The 13,141-nt window shown below is 74.8% G+C and carries 10 protein-coding genes; 4 read left to right on the top strand and 6 right to left on the bottom strand.

Annotation, left to right across the window (positions count from 1 at the left end; genetic code table 11):
- Window positions 1–618: 618 nt before the first annotated feature.
- From ACY0MR_RS22480 to ACY0MR_RS22470, 3 genes are all read right to left on the bottom strand, one after another.
- Window positions 619–798 (bottom strand): Trm112 family protein, encoded by a 180-nt coding sequence (locus ACY0MR_RS22480; RefSeq protein ID WP_388807200.1) that lies wholly within the window; start codon window positions 796–798, stop codon window positions 619–621.
- Between the two features lie 95 nt (window positions 799–893).
- Window positions 894–2,258, bottom strand: coding sequence for a phosphomannomutase/phosphoglucomutase (locus tag ACY0MR_RS22475; protein ID WP_473554929.1), 1,365 nt, complete (start codon window positions 2,256–2,258; stop codon window positions 894–896).
- Window positions 2,259–2,361: 103 nt separating this feature from the next.
- Window positions 2,362–2,796: a DUF3499 domain-containing protein gene (locus ACY0MR_RS22470; protein ID WP_361850441.1), complete on the bottom strand. Its 435-nt coding sequence runs from the start codon at window positions 2,794–2,796 to the stop codon at window positions 2,362–2,364.
- Window positions 2,797–3,095: 299 nt separating this feature from the next.
- On the opposite strand from ACY0MR_RS22470, the gene ACY0MR_RS22465 reads away from it, so the two are divergent.
- Complete coding sequence (locus tag ACY0MR_RS22465) at window positions 3,096–3,551, top strand: metallopeptidase family protein (RefSeq protein ID WP_361850439.1); 456 nt, start codon at window positions 3,096–3,098, stop codon at window positions 3,549–3,551.
- A 71-nt stretch (window positions 3,552–3,622) separates the two neighbouring features.
- Here the strand turns inward: ACY0MR_RS22465 and ACY0MR_RS22460 are convergent, their stop codons facing one another.
- The 3 genes from ACY0MR_RS22460 to ACY0MR_RS22450 form a co-directional block, all read right to left on the bottom strand.
- The gene (locus tag ACY0MR_RS22460; protein WP_473554926.1) at window positions 3,623–5,173 is read right to left on the bottom strand and encodes a DUF5719 family protein; all 1,551 of its coding nucleotides are present in this window, start codon (window positions 5,171–5,173) and stop codon (window positions 3,623–3,625) included.
- Window positions 5,170–8,931 carry a glycosyltransferase family 2 protein gene (locus ACY0MR_RS22455; RefSeq protein ID WP_473554924.1) on the bottom strand — a complete coding sequence of 1,254 codons (3,762 nt, stop codon included), beginning with the start codon at window positions 8,929–8,931 and terminating at the stop codon, window positions 5,170–5,172. The genes ACY0MR_RS22460 and ACY0MR_RS22455 overlap by 4 nt, the downstream gene beginning before the upstream one ends.
- A gap of 438 nt (window positions 8,932–9,369) precedes the next feature.
- On the bottom strand, window positions 9,370–9,633 hold the full coding sequence (locus tag ACY0MR_RS22450) for a WhiB family transcriptional regulator (RefSeq protein ID WP_015033978.1): 264 nt from the start codon (window positions 9,631–9,633) through the stop codon (window positions 9,370–9,372).
- Between the two features lie 697 nt (window positions 9,634–10,330).
- Here ACY0MR_RS22450 and ACY0MR_RS22445 point away from each other — a divergent pair.
- Genes ACY0MR_RS22445 through ACY0MR_RS22435 form a run of 3 tightly spaced genes read left to right on the top strand, consistent with a single transcriptional unit; the run spans window position 10,331 to window position 13,126 of the window.
- Complete coding sequence (locus ACY0MR_RS22445) at window positions 10,331–10,840, top strand: cysteine dioxygenase (protein ID WP_361850415.1); 510 nt, start codon at window positions 10,331–10,333, stop codon at window positions 10,838–10,840.
- Window positions 10,841–10,853: 13 nt separating this feature from the next.
- A complete protein-coding gene (gene cofD / locus ACY0MR_RS22440; RefSeq protein ID WP_473554920.1) occupies window positions 10,854–11,807 on the top strand; it encodes a 2-phospho-L-lactate transferase in 954 nt (317 codons plus the stop codon).
- Complete coding sequence (locus ACY0MR_RS22435) at window positions 11,804–13,126, top strand: coenzyme F420-0:L-glutamate ligase (RefSeq protein WP_388807211.1); 1,323 nt, start codon at window positions 11,804–11,806, stop codon at window positions 13,124–13,126. The genes cofD and ACY0MR_RS22435 overlap by 4 nt, the downstream gene beginning before the upstream one ends.
- Window positions 13,127–13,141: the final 15 nt, after the last annotated feature.

Genomic DNA, 13,141 nt, shown 5'->3' with positions numbered 1-13,141 from the left:
GTCGGTCACGTCCTGTCGCGTGCGGGCGGCGGGGCTCGCGTCGTCCGGAGGGACGGAGCGGCGGGTCGGGACGTTCCCGTGCGGGGTGCGCTCCCCGCGGGCCGCGCGGGGCCGGGGGGGCCGTCCGGATGCGCGGAGGGGCCGAGGGGCGCGGCGTGGACGCGGCGGCTTCGGCGGGCGGCCGGGGCGGGCGCGGGCCGGCCTGCTGCCGGCGTCCCCCGTGCGGCGCGGCGCGGCGCGGATCCGGCGTCGGGCGGAGCAGGGGCGCCGGCCCCGTACGGGGCCTGTTCCCTGCCGGCGAGCCGCGGGACCGTCCCTCGCCACGCCCCTCTTCCGTGAGCAGGTCGTCCGCCGTCGGGGCGCCGGGGGTGAGCGGTGGAACGCGCCCCGCCCGGTCTCGCGGGGTCGTGCGGACCGGTTCCCGTCCGTCGGGTCCTGCTGGGTCCGGTCCCGTTCCGGCGTCCGGCCCCCGTCGGGGCCCGGGTCCGCGGTCCCGTCCCCGTCGCTCCGTCGTGCGGCCGGTCGTCCGTCCCGTCCCCCGGTTCCCCGCCGTTCCTCGCGGACCGGCTTCGTCGGGGCCGGGGCGGCTCCGCGCGTCTCCGCGTGGCCCCGGGGGGGCTACGGGCGGCGGGCCTCGTCCGTCAGGAGGACCGGGATGTCGTCGCGGACCGGGTAGGCGAGGCCGCAGTCGGAGCCGGTGCAGATGAGTTCGGGGGTCTCGTCCGCCGTGCGGTCGTTCAGCGGAGCGTGGCACGCGGGGCAGGCCAGGATCTCCAGGAGGCCGGCTTCGAGCGGCATGGGATGTCCCTTCGAACAAGCGGTTTCGGGCCAGGTCAGCCTACCGCCGGGGGACGGGGGTCGGCCCGTTCCCCGGCGGTGGGTGTGCGCGGGTGTCAGTCCGCGGCGCGGACCAGGGCGAGGACCTCGTCGCGGATCCGCTCCATCGTCGCCGCGTCGCGGGCCTCGACGTTGAGGCGGAGCAGCGGCTCGGTGTTCGAGGCGCGCAGGTTGAACCACCAGTCGGCCGCGGTCACCGTGAGGCCGTCCAGGTCGTCGAGGGTGACGTCGCCGCCCTCGTACGCGGCCCGGACCTCGGCCGCGCGGGCCTGCTGGTCGGCCACGGTCGAGTTGATCTCGCCGGAGGACGCGTAGCGGTCGTACGCGGCCACCAGGGCGGAGAGGGCGCCCTCCTGGCCGCCGAGGGCCGCCAGGACGTGGAGGGCGGCCAGCATGCCGGTGTCGGCGTTCCAGAAGTCCTTGAAGTAGTAGTGCGCCGAGTGCTCGCCGCCGAAGATCGCGCCCGTCTTGGCCATCTCCTCCTTGATGAAGGAGTGGCCGACGCGGGTGCGGACCGGCTCGCCGCCCTGCTCGCGGACGACCTCCGGCACCGACCACGAGGTGATCAGGTTGTGGATGATCGTTCCGCCGGGGTGCTTGGCGAGCTCGCGGGCCGCCACCAGGGCCGTGATCGCCGACGGCGGGACCGGCTCGCCGCGCTCGTCGACGACGAAGCAGCGGTCGGCGTCGCCGTCGAAGGCGAGCCCGAGGTCGGCGCCCCCGGCCACGACGCGGGCCTGGAGGTCGACGATGTTCTTCGGGTCCAGGGGGTTCGCCTCGTGGTTCGGGAACGTGCCGTCGAGCTCGAAGTACATCGGGACCACGTCCAGCGGCAGGCCCGCGAAGACGGTGGGGACCGTGTGGCCGCCCATGCCGTTGCCCGCGTCCACGACGACCTTGAGGGGGCGGATCGCCGTCAGGTCGACCAGCGACTTGAGGTACTCCGCGTAGTCGTCGAGCGTGTCGCGGTGGGTGATCGTGCCGGGAGTCGCCGCCGCTTCGGGGGCGCCGCTCTCCGACCAGGTCTCCACCAGCCGCCGGATCTCCGCCAGGCCGGTGTCCTGACCGACCGGGGCCGCTCCGGCGCGGCACATCTTGATGCCGTTGTACTGGGCCGGGTTGTGCGAGGCGGTGAACATCGCGCCGGGCAGGTCGAGGCTGCCGGAGGCGAAGTACAGCTGGTCGGTGGAGCAGAGTCCGATCAGGGTGACGTCGGCGCCGAGGCGGGCCGCGCCGCGCGCGAAGGCGTCCGAGAGGCCGGGCGACGAGGGGCGCATGTCGTGGCCGACGACGACGGCGGCCGCGTCGGTCACCCGGACGAAGGCGGCGCCGAAGAGTTCGGCGAGCGACTCGTCCCACTGGTCGGGTACCACTCCGCGGACGTCGTACGCCTTCACGATCTGCGACAGATCGGCAGTCACGGATCCACCCTCCTGAGTTCTCGGCACGCGTGTGCGGCGCGTGTGCGGAACGCCAAAGCTACCCGGAGTGGGAGGGGGGTACGCGGAGGGTGGCCGGTTGCGCTCAGTTGTCGGGGGAGCGCAGCACCCTCAGATGCCCTCGGCGGCCGACCTCCATGGGGTCGCCGCCGCGGCCTCCGCCGCTCTTGCCGCCGGCCTCGGCCGTGCGCTCCTGGGGGCGGGCGGCCTCGCGCACCGCGTTGGCCAGGGCTTCGAGGTCGTCGCCGCTGGGGCGGGGCGGGGCGGATCCGTCGGTCAGCCGCACGACCTCCCACCCGCGGGGGGCGGTCAGGCGCTCGCTGTGCGGGGCGCACAGGTCGTAGCAGTGGGGCTCGGCGTAGGTGGCGAGCGGGCCGAGGACCGCAGTCGAGTCGGCATAGACGTACGTCAGTGTCGCGACGGCAGGGCGGCCGCACGCAGTGCGCGAACAGCGACGTACAGGGCTCACGACGTTGGACGGTACCGCACTCTTGAGCGGGCCGCGACGACTCTCCCTCAGGTCACTCCCCCGTGTCGCGGTGTGACCTCCGCCACCCCCACCCGTACGGGAGCCGCTCCGACCTGCGCGGGAGGGGCCGCAAGGGGGCGGCGACAGGACGCGATCCGGACAGTCGAGGGTATGGATCCGGTCAACCACGGCCAGATGGCCGATCGTCCCGAGCCCGCGAAACGGGCGGACCGTTGGCCTGAACGTTCAGGTTGCGACAGGGGGTGGGGTGCCGGGCCCGGAGAGCGCGGGAAGGTGGCGAGGATGCGCCACGGTGCTCGGGTGCCGATGGGGGTTACGCTGCGTCAGTGATGGACACTCCTGTGCCTCCGAGCCCCCCGCACCACTCCTCGGAGCCCCCGGCGGAGCCCCGGGTGCGCCGCCGCGACCGGCACGGCCGCGGGATGCGGGGACCGGTCGCCCCTCCCCAGGTGCCGCTCTCCACGAGCCGGGCCGACACCTTCCGCGACCTCGTCCTGGACTCGGTGGAGCGGCTGGAGCGGCGCTGGCCGCAGCTCGCCGACGTCGAGTTCATGGTGATGGAGGTGCCGCCGACGGTGCCGGGCGAGACGGTGCCGCTGGGCGGTTCCGCACCCGCCGAGAAGGGCGATCCGGCCCGGGTGGTCGTGTACCGGCGTCCGGTGGAGATCCGCTCGAAGAGCCGGGACGAGCGGGCGCTCCTCGTCCACGAGGTGGTCGTGGAGCAGGTCGCCGAGCTGCTCGGGCTGTCCCCCGAGTCCGTCGACCCCCGGTACGGGCAGGACTGACGCGGGGGCCCGGCGGAGCGGGGGCCGGACCCCCGTCCTCGCGGAGCCCGGCCCGATCGGCGGGACACCCTCTAGTCGAGGACCCCGAGGTCCTGGCGGGCCGACGGGACCTCGACCGTGCCGCGGTCGTCGACGAAGGTCTGGACCGTGAACATCGGGGTGCCGTCCTGCGGCACCGCCAGCATCCTCGACGCGTACACCCTGCCGCCCGAGAGCGGTTCGACGGTCAGCGCGTAGGAGCCCTTGAGGCCCTCGGGGACCAGGTCGGTCAGGGCGGTCGTGGTGCCCCCCTTGACGGTGACCGTCCTCGACACCGCCGTCCCGCCGGCGGAGCCGGCCGAGGCCGTGACCTTGACCTTCGCCTCCTCGCCGACGGCGGTCAGGGCGAGCGTCGTCGTCCCCTCGGCCCGGTTGTCGGCGATCGTCGCCCGGCCGGAGACCGCCCCGGTCGCCGGGACGAACGCGACCTCGGTGTCGTCGCCCTTGCCGCGGACCACGCGAAGCGCGGCCACCACCGGGGTCGGCTTCTTCGGGTCGGCGGGGCTGAGCATCAGCGAGCCCACCTCGCCGCGGGTGAGGCCCGGCAGTTCGACGGAGGCCGTCATCCCCGACTTCACGTGCAGGGAGCCGGCGCTCGCCGGGACGATCGTGCCGTTCCGGGTGACCAGCTGGACCTTCAGGTCGGCGTCGTCCTCGCCCGGGACGAAGGCCACCAGGCGTACGGAGGCGGCGTCGGCCGGGATGCCGGGGAGCACCGCGGTGCTCGCCGGGTCGGCGGAGGCGGCGAGCCAGTCGCTGCCGAGCTTCTCGTCGGCGGCGCCGATGGCCGCGCCGACCCGTCCGCTGCGGGTGGTGACGTGGACGGTGACGGACTGCTGCGCGGTCTCGCCCGTGAGGGTGGACAGCAGGACCGGGACGGTGGAGTGGGCGGGGACCGGGATGCCCTCGGTGAACTGGGACTTGAGGACGCCCTCGGGGCCGTACAGCTCGATGTCGGCGACGGCGGCCGTGTCGTCCGGGTTGGTGAGGTGGACGTAGTCCTGGCGCTCCTTGGCGGTGGAGGCCGCGGGGAACCAGAAGTCGGTGTCGGGGGCGCCGCAGCTGAGGCCGAGGAGGCCGCGGGCGCCGCCCGCGGGGACGACGGTGGTCTGCTGCACGGTCCAGCCGGGGGCGAGGGTGCCGGTCGCCGCGCCGGTGAGGGCGGGCACGGCCGGGCCGTCCGCCTCGGCGGTGACGGGCTTGCCGGGGGCGGTGACCGTGGCCGGGGCCTTCGGGGCCTTGTCCTTCTTGCCGCCCTTGGTGGCGCCTCCGGCGGTCGTGGTGCTCGTGGCGGCCCGCAGCAGGGCGGTGGCGGCGGGCTTGCCGGCCGTGCCGGAGCCTCCCGTGGTGCCCTCGGCCGTGTCGTCCGTGCCGCCGGGCGGGGTGTACGAGGTGTAGAGCGTCTCGGCCAGCTCGGAGGTGCTGGGCATCGGGCAGGCGAGGCCGGCGCGCTCGACGGGGAGGCGGGTGGGCGCCGTGGCGCGCGAGGCCGCGGCACCGTCCGGGGTGGTGAGGGACGCGAAGCCGGTGACGGCGGCGAGCGCCGTGGCGCCCGCGATCAGGGAGAGGGTCGTGCGCTTCACTGGTTGCTGCTCCCGTCGGGACGCTGCTCGGTCTCGTGGCCCTGGGGGTGCCCGTAGCCGTAGGTGTACGGGTCGTACTGCTGCGGGTCGTACGGCTGCTGCGGCTGCTCGTAGCCCTGCTGCCCGTACTGCCCCTGCTGGGGGTCGTACTGCTGCGGCTGCTGGTCGTAGCCCTGCTCGGGGTACGCCTGGGGGTCGTACTGCTGCGGCTGCTGGTCGTAGCCCTGCTGGGGATACGCGTAGGCCTGCTGCTGGTACGGGTCGGCCGCGTACTCCTGGTAGTAGCCCTGCTCGGCGTACCCCTGGGGCTGGAGCTGCTGCTCCTCGTGGGGCCCGGGCTGCTGCTCCTCGTGGGGCTGGGGGTGGGCGGGGTCGTAGCCGCCGCCGTCCCAGTCCCGGGGCTGCTCGTCGCCCGGCAGGCCCGGGATCGCCGCGGTCGCCGGCGACGGCTCCGGGCCGTTCCCGGTCTCGCCCTCCGCCTCGGCCTCCGCCGCGGCGCGCAGGCGGCGGGCCCGGCGGCCGTCGCCCTCGGTCGCCTGGGCGGGGATCACGAGCCCCTCCTCGGGGAGGTCGTCGTCGATCTCGCGGCGCCGGCCGGGCAGGGCGAGGACGAGCAGGACGACGGCGAGGCCGACCTGGGCCCAGATCCAGGCGCTGCGGGTGAGCGGCTGGTCGTAGGTGAGGTCGAGGCGGCCCGCCTGGGCGGGGAGCTCGAAGCCCTGGGCCCAGCCGTCGACGGTGGTGCGGGTCAGCTCCTTGCCGTCGAGGGTGGCGGTCCAGCCCTCGTCGGCACGGTCGGCGAGGCGCAGGACGCGGCCGGCGGGGCCGGCCGGGATCTCGGTGTGCGCCTCGACGGGGCCGGCGGCCACGGGGACCGGGGCCGTGCCGTCGGCGGGCTTCGCCGCCGTGCCGGTCGTCGTCTCCGGGGTCTCGGCGGCCGGCGGGACGATCATGACGCGGGCGATCTCGCGGTCCACGCGCCAGAGGGCGCTGCCGTCGAGCTGGCTGAGGCGGCTGAGGCCGGGGGTGGAGTCGAGGACGCGGCCCATCTGGCGGGGCGCGCCGTCCCGCACCAGGACGTAGCGGATCGCGTAGCCGCTGAGCTGCTCGGTCTGGTCGGCGCCGGAGCCGGCGACGAGGTGGGCGACGACGTCGTCCAGGCGGGGGTCGGGCTCGGCTCCCGCGGTGAGTTCGGCGTCGCCGAGGCGGGCTCCGGAGCCGCGGACCAGGGTGTACGCGACCTCGCCGGGCGAGGTGCCGCCGAGCACCAGGGTGCGGGGCTGGTCGCGGGTGCCGGACTCCTCGGCGACGAAGGCCGGGACCTGGACCGGGTCGCGCCGGGTGAGCGGGCCGTCGGCACCGGCGATCATCCAGCCGGCCGCGGCGACGGCGGGGCCGACCGCGCAGGCGAGGGCGATGAGGGCGGCGACGGGCTGGCGCCAGCCGAAGCCGTGGGCCGCGACGCGGGTGCGGCCGCGCTCGGCGCCGATCATGCCGGCGGCGATGAGGGCGGCGCCGTAGACGAGGGTGGCGGGTCCGGCCCAGCCGGTGCCGCCCGCGCCGTTGGAGAGGGCGGCGAAGAGGAGGCCGGCGAGGCCGGCGGCCCAGGCGGCGTGGACGGCGAGCCGGCGCTCCTCGCGCAGCAGTCCGGCCAGGCCCGCGAGGACGAGGCCGGCCAGGAGGAGGCCGCCGGTGGTGCCGGGGCCGCCGGGGCTGGTGGCGAGGAGGTCGAGCGCGCCGGCCGTGCCGGTGCGGATGTCGAGTCCGGCCTCGCGGAGGAACGCGGCCGGGTCGGTGAGCAGGGTCAGCGACCAGGGCGCGAGGACGAGGAGCGGGGTGCCGACGGCGGCCAGGAAGCGCAGCCCGTAGGCGGTGATGTCGGAGCGGCGCACGACGAGCACGCCGAGGCCGAGGAGGACGGCGAGCGGCCACACGACCGGGGTGAACGCGGTCGCGAAGGTCAGCAGGAAGGTGTAGGCCCAGGTGGCGCGCCAGCTGGGCCGGTCCGGGCGGTTGAAGCCGTGGGCGGCGACGGCGGCGCGGGCCATGAGCGGCAGCAGGATCGCGAGGATCGCGGTGCCGAGCCGGCCGGTGGCGAGCGCCCCGGTGGCGGCGGGCAGGAACGCGTACGCGATGGCGCCCCAGGCGCGCAGCAGCCGGGACTCGACGAGGCCGCGGGCGGCGAAGTACGCGGTGAAGCCGGCGAGCGGGACCGAGCAGACGAGCAGCAGGGTCAGCGCGGTGGAGGTGGAGCCGAGGAACAGCGCGGAGAGCGCGGCCAGGACGGCGAGGTACGGCGGGGCGGTCTGGGTGCCGCCGGTGCCGAGGGGGTGCCAGCCGTCGGCGTACCGCGACCAGAGTTCGGAGACGGTGTCGGGGGCGGGCAGCAGGGCGCCGCCGGCCAGCGAGCCGCCGGCGAAGAGGTTGCGGGAGGCGACGAGGGAGATGACGAGCAGCAGGGCGAAGAGGACCGGGCCGGGCTTGCGGGCGATCTTCTTGAGCCGGGCGAACTGCTCGACCTCCAGGTAGTCGGCGTCGTCGCCGCCGGGCCCGGACTCGACGACGCCGTGGCGGGAGCCGCCGGAATCGGCCTCGGAACCGCCGAAGTCGGCGGTGATCTGCTCGACGGCGGCGCGGACGGTGGCGCCGGGCGGCGGGAACAGCGGGCGGAGTTCGCCCGCCGGGACCGCGGGGTTCTTGCGGCGCTTGCGGGCCGCGAGGATCTTCTCGGGGCGCAGCAGGGTGGCGAGGAGGCCCATGAGCTCGTCGACGGCCTGTCCGGGGACCTTGCCGACGAGGTAGGCGAGGGTGCGGAGCAGGGTGCTGACGACGAGTCGGACGAGGACGTACGGGAGGGCGGCGCCGCGGGTGTTGGCGAGGAGGGTGTAGACGGCGCCGGCCTTGTCGACGCGGTGCGGGTTGGCGGCGGTGCGGCCGGCGCAGTCGACGGTGCGGCGCTCGCGGGCGGAGGCCTCGGCGTGCCGCAGGACGGCGTCGGGGGCGATGAGGACGCGGTGGCCGGCGGAGTGGGCGCGCCAGCAGAGGTCGACGTCGTCGCGCATGAGGGGCAGGCGCCGGTCGAAGCCGCCGAGTTCCTCGAAGACGTCGCGGCGGACGAGCATGCCGGCGGTGGAGACGGAGAGGACGGAGCGGACCTGGTCGTGCTGGCCCTGGTCCTGTTCGCGGCGGTCGAGGCCGGTCCAGCGGCGGCCGCTGCGGGCGATGGAGACGCCGGTCTCCAGGAGCTGCTTCCGGTCGTACCAGCCGCGCAGTTTGGGGCCGATGACGGCGGCGTCCGCGTCGGAGTCGGCGACGCGCAGGAGTTCGGCGAGGGCGTCGGGCTCGGGGGCGCAGTCGTCGTGGAGCAGCCAGAGCCACTGGACGGGTTCGCCGTGCGGGAGTTCGGGAAGGTCGTACGCCTCGTCGTTCCAGGTCCGGCTGACCGGGTCCCAGCCGCTGGGGCGCTTCAGGTAGGCGAGGTCCTCGGGTCCGAGCACGGGCGCGGTGCGGGCGGCCTCCTCGACGGCGGCACCGAAGCCGGTGCGGCGGGCGAGGTGGAGGACGCGGTCGGCGCCGATGGCGTCGGCGAGGAGCTGCGCCGAGTCGTCGGCGCTGCCGGTGTCGGCCGCGACCGCGTTCTGCACGGGGCGTTCCTGGGCGAGCAGCCCGGCGAGGGCGTCCGGCAGCCAGCGGGCGCCGTCGTGGGTGACGAGCACGGCGGTGACGACGTGTCGCGGAAACTCAGGAGTCGAGGACATCGAGCTACGGGCCCTCCGGCCGGGGTCGCCCCGCGGGGGGCGTGGGAAGCGTCTCGGACGGAGGCCCACACTAACGGCTGCACGCGGAGCGGTCCGCCGCCCTGGGGAGGGAGCGGACCGTCGCTCTGTGGACAGAGCGGGAGGAAGGGGCCCGGGGTCCGCGGGTGGGGAGGGCGGCGCGGTTCGGCTCGTCGGGGCGCCTCGCGGGGGCGGGAACAGCGGGGTGGGCGGCCCTCGTCGGGGCGTCGTCCGCGGGTGGGGACGGCGGGCCGGATCAGCTCGCCGGGGCGGGCTCCCGGGGGCGGGGGGCGCGGGCGGGTGCGGCCCGCCGGGACACGGAACGGTCCGCCGCCTGAGGGGGAAGCACAGGGGGCGGACCGTTCGTGGTGGTGCGGCGTGCGCGGGGCCGTGCGGGCGTCGCCCGGCTCGCGCGGCGGATCAGACCGCGGCCTTCTTCAGGCGGCGGCGCTCCCGCTCGGAGAGACCGCCCCAGATGCCGAATCGCTCGTCGTTCTGCAGGGCGTATTCGAGGCATTCGGAGCGGACCTCGCAGGCGAGGCAGACTTTCTTGGCTTCTCGGGTCGAGCCGCCCTTCTCGGGGAAGAAGGACTCGGGATCGGTCTGGGCGCACAGCGCGCGCTCCTGCCAGCCGAGTTCTTCGTCCGCGTCCTCGACCAGCAGTTCCTGGAACAACTCGGTCATGTGCGCCCCTCGTCTGTTCTGTGCGTCCCCGTGGTCTTGCCGTTGCGAACCCGGCCGAACGACACGAGTGAAATTACAAGTTCGTGCTTTACGCGAGTCAAGCCGAGATCTGCTATTGGGCCTCGTATTCACTCTGCGGAACCAAGCCTATGCGGAAAGTGTTCAAATCACCAAAAACAAGACACATGCCACCGGTCCGGCTCCACCGTGCGCGGCCCTCACAGGGGAGGACGTCCGAGACTTGGATCTTGTTGCGATCCAGCCATGGAAGCGATCCTGATCACAGTCCGGTCACGGACCGGTCGGGTCCACACGGTCACCGAGCGTGGTCGATCGGGGGGCGCCGCCATGTTTACGGGCACGACTGAAGCGCCATCTGTCCTGGTCCGCGGCTGAACAAACCTTTCTCCCCGCGGAGTAACCGGATGAGGTGAAACATTACCCCCAAATCGGGCATTGAGTTGACAGTCGGGTGTCGTTCCGGCCACCTTTGGTGGCATGCCAGCAACCGCAGCGCACTCCGCGACCCACAGCCGTGGGTTCCGCAGCGCTGTCCAGGCGCGCTGTTGCTGTTGCTGTCCCAGCTGTTGATGCCGTAGAGCTCCAGCTTCTCTCCCCCAGCGTCACCCTGCGTCACTCGCGTCACCTCTTCGTGACCCCCCACCGCTTCTGTTTCTGCTGAGGAACCTCCCCACCCATGAACATGGACAGCGACCTTCAGATCGCCGGCGACATCCTCGAGGTCCCGCACCTCCTTCAGCCCGAGCGCGCCCACCCCGAGACGGTGGCCGACTTCGCCGGGCTCGCGCGCTCGATCGCCGACGACCGCGCCCAGTGGGCCCCGTACGTCGAGTACGACGCCACGACCCGCTGGTACCACCGGCTGCGCACCGGCCCCGGCTACGAGGTGTGGCTGCTCTCCTGGGTACCGGGCCAGGGCAGCGGACTGCACGACCACGGGGTGTCCTCCGGCGTGCTGACCGTCCTGGAGGGCGAACTGACGGAGCGTACGGAGCGGGGCACCCGGTCGCTCGCGCCGGGCTCGGAACGGGTCTTCGCACCCGGGTACGTCCACGAGGTCGTCAACGACTCCCTCGAACCGGCCGTCAGCCTGCACGTCTACTTCCCCGGCCTCACCGAGATGCCCATGCACGAGTCGCTCCAGGCGCAGTGCGCCCCGGCCGCGCCCGAGGCCGCGCTCGCCTGACAGACTGCGGGGCATGCGCATTGTGGTTCTGGCCGGCGGCATCGGTGGTGCCCGTTTCCTTCGCGGCCTCAAGCAGGCCGCGCCGGACGCGGAGATCACGGTCGTCGGCAACACCGGTGACGACATCCATCTCTTCGGGCTGAAGGTCTGCCCCGACCTGGACACGGTGATGTACACCCTCGGCGGGGGCATCAACGAGGAGCAGGGCTGGGGACGCACGGACGAGTCCTTCACGGTCAAGGAGGAACTCGCGGCGTACGGCGTCGGACCCGAGTGGTTCGGCCTCGGCGACCGGGACTTCGCGACCCACATCGTCCGTACCCAGATGCTCGGCGCGGGCTACCCGCTGAGCGCCGTCACCGAGGCCCTCTGCGACCGCTGGCAGCCGGGCGTGCGCCTCCTGCCCATGTCCGACGACCGCGTCGAGACGCACGTGGCGATCGAGGTCGACGGCGAGCAGCGCGCGGTGCACTTCCAGGAGTACTGGGTGAAGCTGCGCGCCTCCGTGGACGCCAAGGCGATCGTGCCGGTCGGCGCGGAGGCCGCGAAGCCCGCGCCGGGCGTCCTGGAGGCCCTCGCCGAGGCGGACGTCATCCTCTTCCCGCCGTCCAACCCCGTGGTGAGCGTCGGGACGATCCTGGCCGTGCCCGGGATCCGCGAGGCGATCGTCGCGGCGCAGGCGCCCGTCGTCGGCCTCTCCCCCATCGTCGGCGGCGCCCCGGTGCGCGGGATGGCCGACAAGGTGCTCGCGGCGGTCGGCGTCGAGGCCACGGCGTCCGCGGTCGCCGGGAACTACGGCCCGGAGCTGCTGGACGGCTGGCTCGTCGACACCGTCGACGCGGACGCGGTCGCGGACGTCGAGGCGGCGGGCATCCGCTGCCGGGCGGTGCCGCTGATGATGACCGACGTCGACGCGACGGCCGCCATGGCGCGCGAGGCCCTCACGCTCGCCGAGGAACTGCGGTGACCCTGCGGGCGGAGGCGGCCGGGGCCCCCTCCTACCGGGTCTGGGCCCTGCCCGGGCTGCCGGAGGTGGCGGCCGGGGACGACCTGGCCAAGCTGATCGCCTCGGTGGCGCCGGACCTCGCCGACGGGGACGTCCTCCTCGTCACCTCCAAGATCGTCAGCAAGGCCGAGGGGCGGGTGGTCGCCGCCGACGACCGCGAGGAGGCCATCGACGCCGAGACGGTGCGGGTGGTGGCGCGGCGCGGCACCCTGCGGATCGTCGAGAACCGGCAGGGGCTGATCATGGCCGCCGCCGGGGTCGACGCCTCCAACACCCCCGCCGGGACGGTGCTGCTGCTGCCCGAGGACCCCGACGCCTCGGCGCGGCGCATCCGCACCGGACTGCGCGAGGCGCTCGGCGTCGACGTCGGCGTCGTCGTCACGGACACCTTCGGGCGCCCCTGGCGCGGCGGGCTCACCGACGTGGCGATCGGCGCGGCCGGGGTGCGGGTCCTCGACGACCTGCGCGGCGGGACCGACGCCTTCGGCAACCCGCTGAGCGCGACCGTCGTCGCCACCGCGGACGAGCTCGCCGCCGCCGGCGACCTGGTGAAGGGCAAGGCGGCGGGGCTTCCGGTCGCCGTCGTCCGGGGCCTTCCGCACGTGGTCGGCGGGGACGGGGAGCCGGGGGCGCGGGCGCTGGTGCGCGGCGCCGGGGACGACATGTTCCGGCTGGGCACCTCGGAGGCCGTACGGGAGGCGGTGACCCTGCGCCGGACCGTGCGCGAGTTCACCGACGACCCGGTCGACCCGGGCGCGGTGCGGCGGGCGGTCGCCGCGGCCGTGACGGCGCCGGCCCCGCACCACACGACTCCGTGGCGCTTCGTACTCCTGGAGTCGGCGGAGTCGCGGCTCCGGCTGCTCGACGCGATGCGGGACGCGTGGATCGCGGACCTGCGGCGGGACGGCCGGTCCGAGGAGTCCATCGCGAAGCGGGTCCGGCGCGGTGACGTGCTGCGCAACGCCCCCTACCTGGCGGTGCCCTGCCTCGTCATGGACGGCTCGCACCACTACGGCGACCCGCGCCGGGACGCGGCCGAGCGCGAGATGTTCGTGGTGGCGGCGGGCGCGGGCGTCCAGAACTTCCTGGTGGCGCTGGCCGGTGAGCGGCTGGGCTCGGCGTGGGTGTCCTCGACGATGTTCTGCCGGGACGTCGTCCGGGAGGTCCTCGACCTGCCGGCCGACTGGGACCCGCTGGGCGCGGTGGCCGTCGGACGGCCCGCGGAGGCGCCGCGGGAGCGGGCGCCGCGGTCGGCCGCGGAGTTCGTCGAGGTCAGGTAGCGGCGGGCGGTCTCG

Source organism: Streptomyces sp. JN8, assembly GCF_055808075.1.
The sequence above is the reverse complement of the archived record's forward strand: the minus strand, read 5'-3'. Positions and strand labels throughout refer to the sequence as shown.